General features: G+C 38.1%; 17 protein-coding genes, 1 pseudogene, 1 riboswitch and 1 other annotated feature. Of the genes and pseudogenes, 14 read left to right on the forward strand and 4 right to left on the reverse strand.

Annotation, left to right across the window (positions count from 1 at the left end; genetic code table 11):
• Nucleotides 1-28: 28 nt before the first annotated feature.
• The gene (gene hfq / locus ACE38V_RS07855; RefSeq protein WP_375840664.1) at nt 29-265 is read left to right on the forward strand and encodes an RNA chaperone Hfq; all 237 of its coding nucleotides are present in this window, start codon (nt 29-31) and stop codon (nt 263-265) included.
• 88 nt (nt 266-353) lie between these two features.
• Here hfq and spoVK read toward each other — a convergent pair whose 3' ends face one another.
• Nucleotides 354-1,301 carry a stage V sporulation protein K gene (spoVK, locus tag ACE38V_RS07860; RefSeq protein ID WP_375840665.1) on the reverse strand — a complete coding sequence of 316 codons (948 nt, stop codon included), beginning with the start codon at nt 1,299-1,301 and terminating at the stop codon, nt 354-356.
• 285 nt (nt 1,302-1,586) lie between these two features.
• Here spoVK and ACE38V_RS07865 point away from each other — a divergent pair.
• The 11 genes and pseudogenes from ACE38V_RS07865 to ACE38V_RS07915 all read left to right on the forward strand — a co-directional run.
• Nucleotides 1,587-1,819, forward strand: a pseudogene (locus ACE38V_RS07865) (cation efflux transmembrane domain-containing protein); the annotation flags it as partial.
• Between the two features lie 196 nt (nt 1,820-2,015).
• Nucleotides 2,016-3,278 carry a GTPase HflX gene (gene hflX / locus ACE38V_RS07870; protein WP_375840666.1) on the forward strand — a complete coding sequence of 421 codons (1,263 nt, stop codon included), beginning with the start codon at nt 2,016-2,018 and terminating at the stop codon, nt 3,276-3,278.
• 12 nt (nt 3,279-3,290) lie between these two features.
• Nucleotides 3,291-4,565: a methionine gamma-lyase family protein gene (locus ACE38V_RS07875; protein WP_375840667.1), complete on the forward strand. Its 1,275-nt coding sequence runs from the start codon at nt 3,291-3,293 to the stop codon at nt 4,563-4,565.
• A gap of 181 nt (nt 4,566-4,746) precedes the next feature.
• The gene (locus ACE38V_RS07880; protein ID WP_375840668.1) at nt 4,747-5,154 is read left to right on the forward strand and encodes a MerR family transcriptional regulator; all 408 of its coding nucleotides are present in this window, start codon (nt 4,747-4,749) and stop codon (nt 5,152-5,154) included.
• Nucleotides 5,155-5,193: 39 nt separating this feature from the next.
• The gene (gene glnA, locus ACE38V_RS07885) at nt 5,194-6,528 is read left to right on the forward strand and encodes a type I glutamate--ammonia ligase (RefSeq protein WP_375840669.1); all 1,335 of its coding nucleotides are present in this window, start codon (nt 5,194-5,196) and stop codon (nt 6,526-6,528) included.
• 493 nt (nt 6,529-7,021) lie between these two features.
• The gene (locus ACE38V_RS07890; RefSeq protein ID WP_375840670.1) at nt 7,022-7,420 is read left to right on the forward strand and encodes a MerR family transcriptional regulator; all 399 of its coding nucleotides are present in this window, start codon (nt 7,022-7,024) and stop codon (nt 7,418-7,420) included.
• On the forward strand, nt 7,410-8,414 hold the full coding sequence (locus tag ACE38V_RS07895) for an oxidoreductase (protein ID WP_375840671.1): 1,005 nt from the start codon (nt 7,410-7,412) through the stop codon (nt 8,412-8,414). Before ACE38V_RS07890 ends, ACE38V_RS07895 begins: the two co-directional genes overlap by 11 nt.
• A gap of 102 nt (nt 8,415-8,516) precedes the next feature.
• A riboswitch (guanidine-I (ykkC/yxkD leader) is annotated at nt 8,517-8,612 on the forward strand.
• A gap of 69 nt (nt 8,613-8,681) precedes the next feature.
• The gene (locus ACE38V_RS07900) at nt 8,682-9,023 is read left to right on the forward strand and encodes a DMT family transporter (RefSeq protein WP_375840672.1); all 342 of its coding nucleotides are present in this window, start codon (nt 8,682-8,684) and stop codon (nt 9,021-9,023) included.
• Nucleotides 9,023-9,337, forward strand: coding sequence for a DMT family transporter (locus ACE38V_RS07905; RefSeq protein WP_375840673.1), 315 nt, complete (start codon nt 9,023-9,025; stop codon nt 9,335-9,337). Before ACE38V_RS07900 ends, ACE38V_RS07905 begins: the two co-directional genes overlap by 1 nt.
• 196 nt (nt 9,338-9,533) lie before the next feature.
• Nucleotides 9,534-10,544, forward strand: coding sequence for a DUF3231 family protein (locus tag ACE38V_RS07910; protein ID WP_375840674.1), 1,011 nt, complete (start codon nt 9,534-9,536; stop codon nt 10,542-10,544).
• 242 nt (nt 10,545-10,786) lie between these two features.
• Nucleotides 10,787-11,039 (forward strand) — a binding site (T-box leader).
• Nucleotides 11,040-11,125: 86 nt separating this feature from the next.
• Nucleotides 11,126-12,517, forward strand: a complete 1,392-nt coding sequence (locus tag ACE38V_RS07915; RefSeq protein WP_375840675.1) for an amino acid permease — start codon at nt 11,126-11,128, stop codon at nt 12,515-12,517.
• Between the two features lie 224 nt (nt 12,518-12,741).
• Here ACE38V_RS07915 and ACE38V_RS07920 read toward each other — a convergent pair whose 3' ends face one another.
• Both ACE38V_RS07920 and ACE38V_RS07925 read right to left on the reverse strand, forming a co-directional pair.
• Nucleotides 12,742-14,781 carry an SH3 domain-containing protein gene (locus tag ACE38V_RS07920; RefSeq protein ID WP_375840676.1) on the reverse strand — a complete coding sequence of 680 codons (2,040 nt, stop codon included), beginning with the start codon at nt 14,779-14,781 and terminating at the stop codon, nt 12,742-12,744.
• Between the two features lie 173 nt (nt 14,782-14,954).
• On the reverse strand, nt 14,955-15,308 hold the full coding sequence (locus ACE38V_RS07925; RefSeq protein ID WP_375840677.1) for a hypothetical protein: 354 nt from the start codon (nt 15,306-15,308) through the stop codon (nt 14,955-14,957).
• Nucleotides 15,309-15,719: 411 nt separating this feature from the next.
• On the opposite strand from ACE38V_RS07925, the gene ACE38V_RS07930 reads away from it, so the two are divergent.
• The gene (locus ACE38V_RS07930) at nt 15,720-15,986 is read left to right on the forward strand and encodes a phage holin (protein ID WP_375840678.1); all 267 of its coding nucleotides are present in this window, start codon (nt 15,720-15,722) and stop codon (nt 15,984-15,986) included.
• A 43-nt stretch (nt 15,987-16,029) separates the two neighbouring features.
• Here the strand turns inward: ACE38V_RS07930 and lexA are convergent, their stop codons facing one another.
• On the reverse strand, nt 16,030-16,653 hold the full coding sequence (gene lexA, locus ACE38V_RS07935; RefSeq protein ID WP_375840679.1) for a transcriptional repressor LexA: 624 nt from the start codon (nt 16,651-16,653) through the stop codon (nt 16,030-16,032).
• 155 nt (nt 16,654-16,808) lie between these two features.
• Here lexA and yneA point away from each other — a divergent pair, with 155 nt between their 5' ends.
• Nucleotides 16,809-17,132: a cell division suppressor protein YneA gene (yneA, locus tag ACE38V_RS07940; protein WP_375840680.1), complete on the forward strand. Its 324-nt coding sequence runs from the start codon at nt 16,809-16,811 to the stop codon at nt 17,130-17,132.
• Nucleotides 17,133-17,148: the final 16 nt, after the last annotated feature.

Raw genomic sequence — 17,148 nt, forward strand, 5'->3', positions numbered from 1 at the left:
TAATAGAGATAAAAGAGGAGGATTTTGTATGAAACAACCCATTAATATTCAGGACCAATATTTAAATCAATTACGTAAAGATGGAACAAATGTGACGGTTTTCTTATTAAATGGTTTTCAATTGAGAGGCCAAATAAAAGGTTTTGATAATTTCACTGTTCTTTTTGAATCTGAAGGTAAGCAACAGCTTGTCTATAAACACGCCATTTCAACATTTGCACCACAAAGAAATGTTCAAATTGATTTAGAAGGTCAACAAGCTTAATCGTCGCTTATTTTTTTGATAAAATTCTCTATTATAAAAGGATAAGAGGTCTCAGTTGAAAAGGGACCTCTTTATCATGAGTACTTCTTTACTCATCCTCAAAGACTAAATCATTACTCCGAATCGTAACTAGCTCGTGGCGATCATACTGATTTTGCATCAGCAGCCTCATAGCCTGTGCTCGAATGGATTTTTCAATGACATTGCGGACATAACGGCCATTGGAAAAGCTAATCGCACTGATATCCACCTTTTTCCATATGAGATGCTCCCGCAATTTTTTTTCTCCCTCATGACTTAATGAATACTCTTTTTCCTTTAACATTCTTTGAGCAATTTCCATTAATTGCTCAACCGTATAATCTGGGAAATCAATGACAAGAGGAAAACGGGAATGGAGGCCAGGATTTAGAGTAAGAAATTGGTTCATCTCTTTTGAATATCCGGCAAGGATTAAAATAAATTCGTGCTGCTTATCCTCCATATGTTTAACCATCGTATCGATTGCTTCTTTTCCAAAATCCTTTTCACCGCCACGACCTAGGGAGTAAGCCTCATCAATAAATAAAATGCCACCGAGCGCCTTTTTGATTAAGTCGCGGGTTTTTTGTGCTGTATGACCAATGTATTCCCCGACGAGGTCTGCTCTCTCTGCTTCAATTAAATGTCCCTTTGATAGAACATTCATTCTTTGAAATAGTTTTCCTATTAGCCTTGCAACAGTTGTTTTCCCTGTTCCGGGGTTGCCTTTAAACATCATATGGAGGGCTTGCTTTCCTGCTTTCAGTCCAGCTTCCTCTCGCTTTTTATTCACGTAAATCCAAGCATAAATTTCTTTAATCATTTTTTTCATTTCTTCCATCCCGACGAGAGCACTTAATTCCTCTTCAATCTCTCTGAGAGCAGCATGCTCCTGTGGAAGGACCTTTGGAACAACTTCTGGATCGGGAAACACAGTATTAAATGTTTTTCGTTTTTGTGTATTCAGGACGACACTAATTTGCCCATTATTCTTCATTCGAATTGGTTGGTCCAAAGTGTTCACCTCTCTTGTCAAACATTATACGCAACAAAAGGGAAATTTGTGACATTCGCCCATAAGGGAATAGGTTATCTATGTTGAGTAGGATCACTCTAGATACAAAATCTATATTTACGCGAAAATGACAAACTATATACTATACTTATTCAAACATTTTTCATTTCATTAAAGGTTTTCGCTTCTTCGCCTTTTTATATTTGAAAGGTCCACATTGTGAATCAATATTATGAATTTAGAAGAGGAATAGTAAGGATAGAAAAATGATATGGAGGTATAAAATTGAAACCAAAACCAGAGAAAGAAAGTTTTCGCAAGCTGATAAAAAAAGGCAATAAGTCGTCATTCATGGCTGCTCTTGGCAATGTATTTATGGCATTGATTAAATGGATAGCCGCTGCAATGAGTGGAAGCGGTGCTATGTTCGCATCCAGTATCATAGTCTAGCAGATGCAGTCAATCAAGCCTTCGTATTTACAGGAAGTGTATTAGCAGAAAAGAAACCCACAAGAAGATTGCGAATAGTCATAAGTCTATGACTCGCTTTTATTATTTATCATCGTGTTCTCTTTCATCAGAAATTCATGAAGATTGTAGATTCTATTTTGATTTTTGAAATATAATGAATGAAGGAATAGTTGGTCATTCGTGTTTTCATGTATTTTTTGATAAGATGATGGAATGCAAAGATGAAAGAAAGAAGATGATTACTTGGAACAAAAATCACTGTCAGATAGTGAAAAAGTCATCCTTGTAGGATGTCAAACAGATGAAGAGGATTCAAGATTTGCTTACTCAATCGAGGAGCTTTCTTCCTTGACAGGAACAGCAAAAGGAAACGTTGTTGCGACTTTAACTCAGAAAAGAGAGAGAATTCATCCTTCTACATACATAGGAAAAGGGAAAGTTGAGGAATTAAGAGCATTAGCAGATGAGTTGCAGGCTGATTTAATTATTTTTAATGATGAGTTAACACCTAGTCAGGTGCGAAATGTTGCTAGTGAAATGGACGCGAGAGTCATTGATCGGACACAATTAATTTTGGATATTTTTGCGCAAAGGGCACGTTCCAAGGAAGGAAAGCTTCAAGTTGAACTTGCGCAGCTTCAATATTTGCTGCCGAGACTTGGGGGACAAGGGACACAGCTTTCAAGACTTGGTGCCGGAATCGGAACAAGAGGACCAGGTGAAACGAAGCTGGAATCAGATCGAAGGCATATCAGACGTCGCATTGATGATATTAAATCGCAGCTTTCCGTCATTGTCCAGCATCGTGAGCGTTATCGCGAGAGAAGAAAGAAGAATAGGACCTTTCAAATTGCCTTGGTTGGCTATACAAATGCAGGGAAATCAACCCTTTTTAATCGATTAACCGAGGCTGATTCCTTTGAAGAAAATCAATTATTTGCAACCCTTGATCCGATGACAAGAAAATTGATTTTATCAAGCGGCTTTGGGACACTATTAACAGATACTGTTGGATTTATCCAGGATTTGCCGACTACTTTGATTGCTGCTTTCAGGTCCACTCTTGAGGAAGTAAAAGAGGCTGACCTTTTATTGCATGTCGTTGATATGTCTAATCCAGATTATTTTCAGCATGAGAAAACAGTTAATTCCTTATTGGATGATATGGAAGTGATGCAGATTCCACAATTAACGGTCTATAATAAAAAAGATATGAAGCACCCTGAATTTGTGCCAACGGCCAAAACCGAAACGATTTTAATCAGCGCATTTGATGAAGAGGATTTGAAGCTGTTGAAACAGAAAATGGAACAGATGATGATCCAGCAAATGGATGCTTATCATGTGGAAATTCCAGCAACGGAGGGGAAGCTGCTTTCTCAGCTGAAAAATGAAACGATTTTACGAAAATTAGAATTTGATGAAGAAAAACAGGTATATGTTTGCGCAGGGTATACGCAACGGTATCATCAAATTTCCGGGAAATTACAACAATACAAACAGTAAAAGGAGAACAACATGTTTCAACAATTGCAAAATGGGGAAAAGCTTGAACCAATCGTTCAAGCGGTAGAAAAACAAATAGAAGCGGTTCATAAAGAAATTGATGCTAAAATTGAGATCAATCAATTTCGTGTATTAAAAAGTTTTCAAGAGCATAAGGTGAGTGATTCCCATTTTAATCCATCAACGGGCTACGGGTATGATGATATTGGGAGAGATACATTAGAAAAGATTTATGCAGATGTATTTGGTGGGGAAGCTGGATTAGTCCGACCACAGATTATTTCCGGTACACATGCGATTTCCATCGCTCTTTTTGGCGTTCTTCGACCTGGTGATGAATTATTGTACATAACTGGAAAGCCATATGATACATTGGAAGAAATCGTTGGAATAAGAGGAAATGGGGTTGGCTCTTTAAGGGATTTTCAAATTGGCTACAATAGCGTTCCGCTTAATGAGCAAGGTCGAGTTGACTTTGAAGCCGTAAAAGAAGCGATACATCCAAATACAAAAATGATCGGCATTCAGCGTTCAAAGGGATATGCCACAAGACCCTCCTTTACGATTTCAGAAATTGAAGAGATGATTCGGTTTGTTAAAGAAATCAAACCCGATGTAGTTGTTTTTGTCGATAATTGCTACGGTGAATTTGTGGAAGACTGTGAGCCTTGTCATGTTGGCGCGGATCTGATGGCAGGATCTTTAATTAAGAATCCTGGCGGAGGGATTGCGAAAACGGGAGGATATATCGTTGGGAAGGAGAAATGGGTCGAAGCTTGTTCCTATCGAATGACATCCCCCGGAATCGGAGCAGAGGCGGGAGCTTCTTTATATAGTTTACAGGAAATGTACCAAGGCTTCTTTTTAGCTCCACATGTTGTCGGTCAAGCATTAAAAGGCGCTGTTTTTACAGCGGCAATGCTTGCAAAACTAGGGATGAATTCCAATCCAAAATGGGACGCGAAAAGAACAGATTTGATTCAATCTGTACAATTTGATGATCGTGATAAAATGGTCGCCTTTTGTCAGGCAATTCAATTTGCTTCACCAGTCAATTCCTATGTCAAGCCATATCCAAGCTATATGCCAGGATATGAAGATGATGTAATCATGGCTGCCGGAACTTTTATTCAAGGTGCAAGTATTGAATTGACAGCAGATGGTCCAACGAGAGCGCCATTTGTTGCCTATATTCAAGGAGGACTTACCTATTCCCATGTAAAAATCGCCATCTGCATCGCCCTCGATCGGTTATTAGATGAGGGATTAATCGGATTAAATTCATAGATGAGAGAGGAACAGCTTTTAGTTGTTCCTATTTTCGTAGATTTTGAAGATAGGAAATCATTTGATTTTCTTATGTCAGAAATTTTTCATAATTTTTATGTTATATTTCCTTACATTCCATTGACAACATATATAACATTGAATATAATGATATCAAGATTAGAGGAATGGAGAATGCAAAATGAGTGGAAGCGAAATACGCCGTTCGATGCCTCTTTTTACAATTGGGATTGTGATGAAACTAACGGATTTATCCGCTAGACAAATCCGCTATTATGAAGAACATGAATTGATTTCTCCTGCAAGAACTGAAGGGAATAAACGCTTATTCTCTTTATATGATATTGATAAACTCTTAGAAATTAAGGATTTAATTGATCAAGGTGTGAATATGGCGGGGATAAAGCAATTATTCCAAGTGAAAGAGCAGCACCTGCAAGAATCTGATTTAAGTCAGCAAAAAGAGAAGGTTAGACGTGAATTGAGTGATGATGAACTTCGAAAATTACTGCGTGCTGAATTAGTGCAAGCCGGACGCTTTAATCGATCCTCATTACGCCAAGGAGATATGTCTCGCTTTTTCCATTAAACAAATATATATTTTTTGAATCATTAAGGAGGAACCGTAATGGTAAAGTTCACAAAAGATGACATCAAGAAAATGGCTACAGAAGAAAATGTAAAGTTTATTCGTTTACAATTTACCGACATTCTAGGTACAATTAAAAACGTGGAAATTCCGATTAGTCAGCTTGAAAAAGCTTTGGATAATAAGATGATGTTTGATGGTTCATCAATTGAAGGTTTTGTACGTATTGAAGAATCTGATATGTATTTATATCCTGATTTAGACACTTGGGTTATTTTCCCTTGGACAGCTGAAAAAGGAAAAGTGGCACGTCTTATCTGTGACATCTACAATCCAGACGGAACACCTTTCGAAGGGGATCCTCGTAATAACCTAAGAAGAGTATTAAAAGAGATGGAAGAATTGGGCTTCACAGATTTCAACTTAGGACCTGAACCAGAATTCTTCTTGTTCAAATTGGATGAAAAAGGAGAACCTACTTTAGAGTTAAACGATAATGGTGGTTATTTTGACTTAGCACCAACTGATTTAGGTGAAAACTGCCGCCGTGATATCGTTCTTGAATTAGAAGAAATGGGATTTGAAATCGAAGCTTCTCACCATGAAGTGGCACCAGGCCAACATGAAATTGATTTCAAATATGCGAATGCTTTAACAGCTTGTGACCAAATTCAAACTTTTAAACTAGTAGTTAAGACAATTGCTCGTAAGCATGGTCTTCATGCTACATTTATGCCAAAACCATTATTCGGTGTAAATGGCTCAGGTATGCACTGTAATCTATCATTATTTACTAATGGAAAGAATGTATTCTATGATCCTACCGGTGACTTAGAATTAAGTGATACAGCTCGTTACTTTATCGCTGGTGTGTTAAAGCATGCTCCTAGTTTTACAGCTGTAACTAATCCAACAGTAAACTCTTATAAACGTTTAGTTCCAGGTTATGAAGCACCTTGCTATGTTGCATGGTCAGCTAGAAACCGTTCACCATTAATTCGTATTCCTGCTTCTCGCGGCTTGAGTACTCGTATTGAAGTACGCAGTGTTGACCCATCCGCCAATCCTTATCTTGCAATGGCAGTTCTCTTAAAAGCAGGATTAGATGGAGTGAAGAACGAATTAACTCCTCCAGCTTCTGTTGACCGCAACATTTATATCATGAGCAAAGAAGAAAGAGAAGAAGCTGGAATTCATGATTTACCAGCAACCTTAGCTCTAGCTTTAGATGTGATGGCTTCTGATAACGTAATTGTATCTGGACTTGGAGATCATATTTTTGAACACTTCATTGAAGCAAAAGAAATTGAGTGGGATATGTTCAGAACTCAAGTTCATCCTTGGGAACGCGAACAATATATGAAGATGTATTAATAAGGAGAAGCCTTGACACCATTGGTGTTGAGGCTTTTTTTATTTTGTGGGTGTTTTTATGTTTGGTTTCATGAATTTTGAAACTGCCCCGAAAATAAATAATAAAATGATTTGAGGATGTTTATACATATGCTCCTCGAATTTCCTCATTTGAGCCTGTTCAATTTACTTATTGATGTGCATTGTGCATAATCATCAGCTGAAATCTGTATGATTCCGCCCTAATCGCTCTTGGATATATTTCAAATCTGCTCCGGCTTCTAATTGAAGAGCTTCAGGTGTATGTTTTGTGGATTGGATAATCAATCAGAAGCAGTCTGAAGACTTGGAAATTAAATCTTAGACTGTCATAAATTAATTATGAACTATCGTCTCTGATACGTGATACTTTCTTTCTTCTTTTTGTTCTGAAGGGTTAGGAAACCTTGACTTAGAGTATACTCCAAGTAATAAGATTATGATGGGAGAAAGAAAAGCAAGAAAGGAGACATTTATGAACAAAGAACAGACGTATTCGATTTCCAAAGTTGCTGAACGAACAGGACTTTCTACGGAAACCCTTCGTTATTACGAGAAAATAGGACTGCTCGCTTCACCGATGAGAGGCGGTGGACAAAAACGAATGTACAACGAGAAAGATATAGGCCGTATCCTTTTTTTGAACCATCTCAAACGAACAGATATGCCACTCAAGAAAATTAAGGAGTATGTGCATCACTACTCGCAGAAAAACGATGCACATTGTTATGCGTTGTTGGATTCGCACCGAGAGGCGATCGAGCAACGGATATCCGAACTAAACGCTACTGCTGAAATCATTCGATACAAGCTTAAGCATTTTCAAGAAATCAAGGATGGACATCAAAAGGAGGAAAACACTGATGAGAATTGATGCAAACCAACGGACACCGCAACAACCACTGCATACCGGATATGGACCACGTACGACTGCCGAAGAGATCATGCAAGGAGTGGATTTGACTGGCAAGGTTGCCATTGTGACTGGCGGATATTCCGGAATTGGCTTGGAGGTATCAAGGGTATTTGCGAAGGCAGGAGCCCAAGTCGTCGTTCCTGCCCGTTCGCTAGACAAGGCCAAAGTCGCATTGAATTCGATTCCTAATGCAGAACTAGGAGAACTTGATCTTGCCAATCCAGATTCGATCGATGCCTTCGCTCACCGATTCGAGGAATCGGGCCGTCCCCTTCACATTCTCGTGAACTGCGCAGGGATCATGGCCATACCTGAACAACACGATCGTAGAGGATATGAATTACAGTTCGCTACCAATCACTTGGGTCACTTTCAACTGGCATCACGGCTCTGGCCAGCTCTGAAACGAGCAAACGGTGCTCGAGTTGTTTCCGTTTCTTCAGGCGCTCATAGACAAAGTAGCATCCATTTCGAGGATCCGAATTATCAACGTCGCCCTTATAGCAAATGGGAGGCTTACGGGCAATCCAAGACGGCTAACGCCCTTTTCGCCCTAGAACTGGATAAACGGGGCAAGCCACATCATGTAAGAGCTTTCTCCGTTCATCCCGGAACCATCATTACCGAGCTCTCCCGTCACTTGTCCAATGAAGAATTGAGCGCTTCTGGGGTGATCAATGTGCAGGGACGGCGGACGTATAGTGAATTGACGGAAGAACGCAAAACCGTACCGGAAGGAGCCGCGACGATCGTCTGGTGTGCTGTAAGCAACCAACTTGACGGGAAAGGTGGAGTTTATTGCCAAAATGTCGATATTGCTCCTTTGGTTCCAATTGAAGATATAAAGAAGCCGGGGGTACCCGGAGTATGCCCATGGGCTATAGACGAGCAGACTGCTAAGCGTCTCTGGTCACTGAGTGAAGACCTCACAGGTGTTCGTTTTACCATTTAACGGACTGATTTTGAGATTAAAAAGATAAAACCATAATCGTAACGATCATTTTTGTATTGAATGATTATGGATTATGTGTATAATTTTAAATAATTGTATAGATTAAATGTTTTCTAGGGTTCCGCAACTTCATGTTGGTCTGGTCCGAGAGAAAACGCACAGTTTGCTGTGTCACGGAAGGATAAAAGCCTGGGAGAAACTATTGATAGTTTTCTCTCAGGCTTTTTTGTTTTTTATCACAAGTAAAATGGAGGTTGGATTTTTAAAATGAGCATTAATTGGATTAAAGTATTTATTGCAGCTCTATTTGAAGTAATATGGGTGATTGGTCTGAAGCATGCAGATGGCTTTTGGACATGGGCTGGTACGACTGTAGCCATCATCATCAGCTTCATGGGCTTGATTATGGCAGGAAAAAAACTCCCAATAGGAACAGTATATGCAGTATTTGTGGGGTTGGGGACAGCAGGTACTGTTATTTCCGAAATACTATTCTTTGGGGAACCGTTCAAAATGAGTAAAATTCTTTTGATTATACTGTTGCTAGTAGGTGTAATTGGCTTGAAATTAGTTACAAAGGAAAACGTTAAGAAAGGGACTGATTCCTAATGGCGTGGATTTCATTAGTAATAGCAGGGTTATTTGAAATGTTTGGTGTGACAATGATCAATAAAGTTCATGATGAACGTAATTGGAAATCAATTGTTTTATTAGTGTTTGGATTTGGAGCAAGCTTCCTATTATTGAATTATGCAATGGAAACACTCCCTATGGGGACAGCTTATGCCATATGGACGGGAATCGGTGCATCCGGTGGAGCAATATTGGGAATGATGTTATACGGGGAGTCTAAGGATTGGAAAAGGCTGGTTTTCATTGGTATGGTTTTAAGTGCAGCAGTTGGGCTAAAACTTGTTTCTTAATTAATTTAAGAATCCAATAAATTCTTTTCAAGTCGCATTAGGTTTTTGAACCTTCGCCAAGTAGATAACTACTCCCGATGCCGTGTTTAGTCGTATTGGGTAAGTGCATATATTTGTGAATATCTATAGGCGCTGTATAATTTTGTTTCGTATTTATTAAACTATATGGAAAGCCGCTAAAAGGAGTTTTTCGATAATGAATGAGAATTTACCATTAAATGAATCATTAACCTCCGCAGAAATGGGAAAGCTTTGGACTACTTATACAGGAAACACGCTTGCAAAGTGTATAATTCGCTATTATCTCCAGCATATTAAGGATCAGGATATACAAAATGTATTAAGTAATGCCCTAAATTTAAGTGACACGATTGTGGAAAATGTGAAAGAAATATTCATTAAGGAAAAATTTCCTATCCCAATTGGGTATACAGAAGAAGATATCAATTTGGATGCTCCCAGATTATTTTCTGATGAATTTTATCTTCATTACTTGAAATATGCAGCTAAAGCAGGGTTGGGGATGTATTCCATCGCTATTCCAATCATGACTAGAGAGGACATAAGAGATTTTTTTATCCGTACTCTTAACTCGACTGTGAATTTAATCACCGAAGTTAACGGAATATTAAAGGCAAAAGGGTTATATATAAGGCCACCTCAAATTCCTATCCCCAAAAGAATAGATTTTATAAAAAAGCAGAATTATCTTCATGGTTTTTTGGGAGATGTTCGCTCTCTTAATGCATTAGAGATTGCCCATCTATATGATAATCTTGAAAATAATTTAACTAGCAAGGCATTATTATTAGGATTTAGTCAAGTAGCAGAAAATAATAAAGTTCGGGAATATTTTATTCGCGGCATGGAGATGACCAACAAGCATATAGAAATTAATTCACAAAAACTAAATAAGGAAAATTTACCATCCCCTATGTTATTAGATCACTTTGTTAGTGAAGCAACCGTTTCACCCTTTTCTGATAAAATAATGGTAGCCCATAAAATTGAAATGTTTTCAATGAAAATCAGAACTATAGGAAACGCATTATCACTTAATGCCCGAAAAGATATTGGCGGGATGTATGCAAAGGCATTAATGGATATAGGTCTTTATGTTGAGGATGGGGCCAATATTATGATTGATCAAGGCTGGATGGAACAACCACCAAAAGCTGCCGATCGGGATAAGCTAGTATTGGATTGAAAATTGGGTAACAATATCTACTTTTTTTCTATGTCAAAAAATCTTCACAATTCTTTCCGTAACATTTTAAGATGGGTTTAAGCAGCATTCATAACAAGCTGAAAGCATTCATCTATGAATAATGGAGATAAGGATGAACGGAGTATCTTTGTTGCAAAAGCACATTTGATATTGACAAACTTAAATAAATCGCTAAAATTATAAACAATTAATATTTGCATAAATCATTTCGGAATATAAGAACAAAAGCTATGATAAGAAATAGTAGCAATCATGTAAACAGACAGAAAGTGACCGGTTGATGAGAGGTGCATGTGGAATGATTGCGAATTCATCTTGGAGCTGTGTACTGAATAGGATTCCCTTAGTAGGCTACACCGGCTTAGCACCCGTCATCATGTGCTAAAGTATCGTCTGACGACTGTACTTATGAAGGTAAGCAATTTGAGTTGCTTATGAATTAAAGGTGGTAACACGAGCTGAATCGTCCTTTTGGTTAATCCAAAAGGGCGTTTTTTTTTATCATTTGTTTCTTATCGATTTGGCGATATTAGAAATCATATATTTAGGAGGAATCACCATTGAGGAAAGATCAGCAAAATAAGAGACTTCAACGAGGATTAGACAATCGGCATATCCAGTTAATTGCCCTTGGAGGTGCAATTGGAGTTGGATTGTTCTATGGCTCAAGTGCAACGATTCAAATGGCGGGCCCAGCTATTTTGTTCTCCTATTTAGTCGGAGGCCTGGTTATTTTCACCATTATGAGAGCGCTTGGGGAAATGGCGGTGGAAGAACCGGTTGCCGGTTCATTTAGTTCATATGCTCATCGATATTTAGGCCCTTTTGCCGGTTATTTAACCGGCTGGACTTATTGGTTCATGTGGGTTGTCGTTGAGATGGCAGAAATAACGGTGGTCGGCGTATATGTAAACTATTGGTTTCCTGATATTCCCCAATGGCTGACAGCACTAGCCGCACTTATTGTCATTACTATGATCAATATTGCGAATGTAAAAGTCTATGGAGAGCTTGAATTTTGGTTTGCACTGATTAAAGTCGTGGCCATTATCGGAATGATTCTCCTCGGATTAGGAATCATCTTCCTTGGAATTGGAAACGGAGGTCAGCCAATTGGCTTTGACAATCTTTGGGCTCACGGTGGGTTCATGCCAAATGGAATCAAGGGGATTATTATGTCATTGGTTCTCGTGATGTTTTCTTTTGGCGGGGTTGAATTGGTTGGAATTACGGCAGGAGAAGCAAAAAATCCGCAAAAATCGATTCCATCTGCAATTAATAATGTGATTTGGAGAATCCTCATTTTCTATATTGGTGCATTAGGAGTCATGATGATTCTATATCCTTGGAATAAAATCGGCACAAACGGCAGCCCATTTGTGTTAATTTTTGATAAAGTGGGAATTCCTGGTGCTGCGAATATCATTAACTTCGTTGTCATAACAGCAGCATTATCTGCTTTTAATAGTGGTTTATTCGCTTCTGGAAGAATGCTGTACAATTTATCCCTGCAAAATAACGGACCGAAATACTTCGGAGAACTTAGCAAGAATGGCAGCCCGAGACGTGGAATCCTTTTCTCTTCCTTATGTTTATTAGTTGCAGTCGTGTTGAATTATATCGTTCCTGAAAAAGTGTTTCTGTATATTTCTGCAGTCGCCACGGTTGCGGTTATTACCAGCTGGACGATTATCCTGATTACACAATTAAAGTTCAGACAATCAAAAACAAAAAAAGAAATAGAGAAATTATCATTTAAAATGCTCTTATATCCAGTTTCAACCTATTTAGCATTAACATTTTTGGGATTTGTCGTTGTCCTAATGGCATTTATAGAGGACATGCGAATTGCCTTAATGGTAGGGCCTATATGGTTTTTGATTCTGTATTTCGGATATAAAATCAAAAAAACAAATGCAAAAGAGGATACCATGGAAAAGGAGATTGTTTGATCTATCGGAAATAGAATTCGATTTATGAAGAAAATTACGTTGAAAACAGTGTATAGAAATAAGGTATTTTGAGTCTACCAAATCCTTGTGTTATTAATGAAAAAAAGGGAGTTTACCATCTCAGGTGATAAACTCCCATGAAAGGTTTAAGAAATCAGGCAGGAAGCCACACATAAGCTCATTAAAATGCCCCTCCTGTAAAAAGGAAAGGCATTCATTAGAATTTATTTTAGTTCTCGTGTTAGATAACTAGCAGAAACCCAACCGATTTTCTCTGATGAAAGTTTGACTTTATACCAGGTTTTAGAAGGGTCCATGGTTAAATTGCCGTTACTGTCTAATACAAGTTGAACATATTGATTTATGGATAGTGTAGCGATTGGAGCATTGGCCGTTGATGGATCGGGCCGGACGTTTAATCCGTCAACATTCACTCTTCCTAAGTTTTTCACGGATAAATAATCATTATAGTGATCAAACTTGATGATGGATATCCAATAAGTTTTCCCTTCATACTGAACCCTTACCCAGAAATCATTCGTTTTTTCGAGGAGAACAAATTCCTTGCCTTTTTTCAGCGTAATGACTGAGGCGGTATCTCCTTTTTTCAATTTTAATTCTAAATCCATTTTGGCAACTGCAAGGATACTAGCTGGAAATACCTCGCTTCCAGTAGGAATCGGTGGATTTGCGAATACTCTTGTATCTACTGCTGCCCCAGTATAATCTGCTTTATTATATGGAAGAATGTTTTGCATATGTGCGGCAATCTTCACTCCCCATTTTGGATCAGAGGCATAATAGAAGTTCATTCCTTCACTATTCGCATCTACTCGTGTATTATTCAGCGTCTTTGTACTAAATCCCAGATATGCCCCTTGATATTTCCAGCTTTTTGGATTTAAATAAGTGGCTTTCAATTCTTGAGCGATGTACATGATATTATCGTCCACTGTTTGGAAACGGTAGGCCGCAATAAATGGTGTCGCATCATAGGCCGCAAAGCCAAATAAATTGAATTTTCCCAAAGAAATATTCGAAGTTCCATAAGCACTTTCATGAATCGCATGCGCAGCAAGATAGAGGGCATTTACGCCATATTGGTCGCCTGCTTGGATAAAAACACTGCCTTTATTATGTAAAACGCTGGTTTTTCCCGTTAATTTTTCATATGCACTAATATAATTATTGATTTGTGCTGCGGTTACTCTTGATTTAGTTCGCAAGTCAATAAATTGATAACCATCGTGATGATCCAGTGGATCTCCGGTGGTGACTTCTTGGAGAGTGTTGCCATTAACATAGCCGATTTTTCCACTATAAGCCACTTTATACCATCCATTTGATGTTTGATGTGTAGGAATGACGATTTTTCCTTTTGACACGGTGGTTGTCATCGCGCTGCTCTCTGCTGGAGTCTTTCTTGCGATGGTATCAGCAGTCATTAAAAAGGTCTTTCCTGAAAGGGCAATCTCCGTATAATCAGGATTATCATCATCTGGTTCTTCCTCATCGATAACCTGCTCAAAATCATCTTTGTAGATGTATCCGGTTATCCCGTTATAGGTCACTTTGTAGAAATCTCCAACGATTTTACTTGCCGAGAGGATTTGATTCATCCCAATTTTTGCAAGAGCTTTATAAGATTTTCCGTATGCCTGATATATAACTGTATTCGCTTTTGCCTTTAACTGAATAGCAGCGAACGTTTTTGGAGTCACTTTCGCAACGGAACTACTTTTTACATAGAGTGTTCGTCCATTATATGAAACACGATACCAGGTTTGACCAACACTGTTAATAATTTGCTGGGTGGAATAAAATCCGTTGTTTTGCGCGATTTTATAAGCTGCTTTTTTCTTCGTATCTGGCGCAGGGTACAGATACGCCGTTTTATTGGAAAAATAGTAGGTGCCCTTGGTTTTAATATATTGGTAATACTCCTTCATATAAGTTGAGCTCACCCATCCGCTTTTTGTCAGCTTTTTCCCCCGATAGGTATACGTATACGAAACCTTAACCCATCCACCTTTTTTTTCAGTTGCATAGATGATTTTACTTTTTGGAATCGATAATATGATGGAATATTTGGTGCTTGTGCCAGTACGTAAGTTTAGATTTGCGGTTGTTTGGTAAGCAGTCTTTGGCAATTTCGCAGTGCTAGTTGCCTCTACATGATTGCTTCCAAAAGGATGTGGCAACCCAATAAGAAAAAAGATCATAAGAAACGCTGTAAGGATGCTTTTTTTCCAATTCGTTTTCATATAACACTTCCTTTACTGATTTTATCTAATGCTGCATAAGAAATTCTATTAATCTATGAAACCGTTATAGTCATTATAATGTGAAATTTGGAAAAGATAAATAGAATTGTAGGCACAATAAACCATTATAAAGAAAGGATGCTCTCAATAAAGAGACATCCTCGTAATCATGATTATTTAGATTTATTATCACGGAAGGTTCCTTGAGAAAACCAAGGGTATTGCTGACCCATTCCACCTTGAGGATAAGGATAACCTGATTGAAAACCACCAGGCATTTGTCCAAATCCAGGGCCATACATTTGGCCCGGATAATGTTGCATCCCATGACCGTATCCCGGCATATGAGGCATTTGCCCATGACCGTATCCCGGCATATGGGGCATTTGCCCATGGCCTTTTCCATATCCCTTTCCAAGGCCTATACTTTTACCAGGTGCTTGCGGATAAGGCATTTGACCATAGGGTTGTCCATAGCCTCCTGGTTGTGGATACATTGGCTGCGGATAATGCGGATTAAAAGTCATTCTTTCACTTTCCTTTCTATAGTTGTCCATATACATTATGTGGGAACTTGGACATCGTGCCTGTCCAAAAGAAACATAGGCAAGGATTACAAGGTTTTGACAATTTGTGTAGATCCTTTTTGTCGTATTCCTAAACTGGGATGAAAAATATATTTAAAGAAGCAAAAAGTTTTCTATTATTGTTCATATATGACTAAGTACAAGGTTCTATTTGGGGTATCAGTGGATTTTTATTTAAGGAAGTCATAAGTGGTACGAAATATTAATGATATTAATATAATAAATTAACTAGTTATTTTTATAGAATGACGAAAGGTTTGTTAATTTATTCACAATGTAATCTTATCCCCATTTATTCATTCTATAAAAATGGCCTAAATCATAAGATAGAGAATTAGAGGGGGGGTTACTTTGATTAACTGGAAGGTTCGACTAAAAAATAGGCTCTGGGTTATCACTCTAATTGCGCAAATTTTTATATTGGCGGAAATCCTATTATATGGTGCCCATGCGATTGGACTGACAGATTTTCAATTAAATAAAGAGTTTGAAGATTGGGTAATAGGGTTAGTAAATGCTGTATCTATGATTTTATCTACTTTAGGAATCATTCAAGACCCAACCACAAAGGGTTTAAGTGATAGTGAGCAGGCATGTAAATATGATAAGCCAAAGTAAAAACAACAAGCTGGATGGCTTGTTGTTTTTTACTAGATTGGTATTAGTGAATACGGCGATAAACGCCGATGACTTTTCCGAGAATGGAAACATTATTCAAAATAATCGGCTCAAGAGTAGAGTTTTCCGGCTGAAGACGAATGAAATCTTTTTCTTTAAAGAATCTTTTCACGGTTGCCTCATCCTCTTCGGTCATAGCGACGACAATATCCCCATTTATAGCAGTATTTTGCTGCCTTACAATGACATAATCTCCATCCAAAATTCCAGCCTCAATCATACTGTCTCCCATTACTTCAAGCATAAAGATCTGTTCATCTGAAGGGGCGAGACTCTCAGGCAATGGAAAGTATTCTTCTACATTTTCAATCGCAGTAATAGGCTGGCCGGCTGTTACCTTTCCAACAACTGGAACGTTGACAACATTGTATTTTGGAATATTGGAATTTTCATCATATTCCAATATTTCAATGGCCCGAGGCTTTGTGGGGTCTCGACGAATTAGGCCCTTGCTTTCCAGTCTAGCAAGATGTCCATGGACGGTTGAACTGGATGCCAGTCCAACAGCTTCCCCAATCTCTCTTACGGAAGGGGGATATCCTTTTGAACGAACTTCATCTTTTATGAAAGATAATATATCCTGTTGACGTTTCGATAATTTTGTCATAAACGTACACCTCTAAGATTATTCTTGTTCGTATTATAGCATGAATTACCAGTTGGTACAAACATAAGTTCGAATTATTTCTTGACACAAACGAATGTTCGTATTATGATAAAGAAAAAGAATCCGAACAAACATTCGTATAGAGGTGTTAAGAAATGAAAAAAATATGGAATCAATACAGCTATATCATTCTATTCATCATATTAAGCTTTTCGGCAGCCTTTGTTTTTTCAAATAAAATTCATGAAAATAATCCTTCAAATTATGTTAAGATAACGGTTCAGGAAGGAGAGTCACTTTGGAAAATCTCTGAAAGATATGCTTCAGAGCATCGGCTTTCTTCCAATCAATTTATTAAATGGGTAGAAGAGAAAAATGGAATTTCTGGAGATCAAATTTTTCCTGGTGAAAAGATCATGATCCCCGTAAAAAATACAAAATCAGACGAAACGCAAGTAGCAAGTTCAGAAAATTATTGATCTTATTAAGGTGATT

Source organism: Cytobacillus sp. Hz8, from assembly GCF_042263505.1.
GTDB lineage: Bacteria > Bacillota > Bacilli > Bacillales > Cytobacillaceae > Bacillus_BE.

Excerpts from the sequence above, each read along its gene's own strand:
- hfq (WP_375840664.1), top strand. The coding sequence starts at position 29 with ATGAAACAACCCATTAATATTCAGGACCAATATTTAAATCAATTACGT.
- ACE38V_RS07875 (WP_375840667.1), top strand. The coding sequence starts at position 3,291 with ATGTTTCAACAATTGCAAAATGGGGAAAAGCTTGAACCAATCGTTCAA.
- ACE38V_RS07880 (WP_375840668.1), top strand. The coding sequence starts at position 4,747 with ATGAGTGGAAGCGAAATACGCCGTTCGATGCCTCTTTTTACAATTGGG.
- glnA (WP_375840669.1), top strand. The coding sequence starts at position 5,194 with ATGGTAAAGTTCACAAAAGATGACATCAAGAAAATGGCTACAGAAGAA.
- ACE38V_RS07890 (WP_375840670.1), top strand. The coding sequence starts at position 7,022 with ATGAACAAAGAACAGACGTATTCGATTTCCAAAGTTGCTGAACGAACA.
- ACE38V_RS07895 (WP_375840671.1), top strand. The coding sequence starts at position 7,410 with ATGAGAATTGATGCAAACCAACGGACACCGCAACAACCACTGCATACC.
- ACE38V_RS07900 (WP_375840672.1), top strand. The coding sequence starts at position 8,682 with ATGAGCATTAATTGGATTAAAGTATTTATTGCAGCTCTATTTGAAGTA.
- ACE38V_RS07905 (WP_375840673.1), top strand. The coding sequence starts at position 9,023 with ATGGCGTGGATTTCATTAGTAATAGCAGGGTTATTTGAAATGTTTGGT.
- ACE38V_RS07910 (WP_375840674.1), top strand. The coding sequence starts at position 9,534 with ATGAATGAGAATTTACCATTAAATGAATCATTAACCTCCGCAGAAATG.
- ACE38V_RS07920 (WP_375840676.1), bottom strand. The coding sequence starts at position 14,781 with ATGAAAACGAATTGGAAAAAAAGCATCCTTACAGCGTTTCTTATGATC.
- ACE38V_RS07925 (WP_375840677.1), bottom strand. The coding sequence starts at position 15,308 with ATGACTTTTAATCCGCATTATCCGCAGCCAATGTATCCACAACCAGGA.
- lexA (WP_375840679.1), bottom strand. The coding sequence starts at position 16,653 with ATGACAAAATTATCGAAACGTCAACAGGATATATTATCTTTCATAAAA.
- yneA (WP_375840680.1), top strand. The coding sequence starts at position 16,809 with ATGAAAAAAATATGGAATCAATACAGCTATATCATTCTATTCATCATA.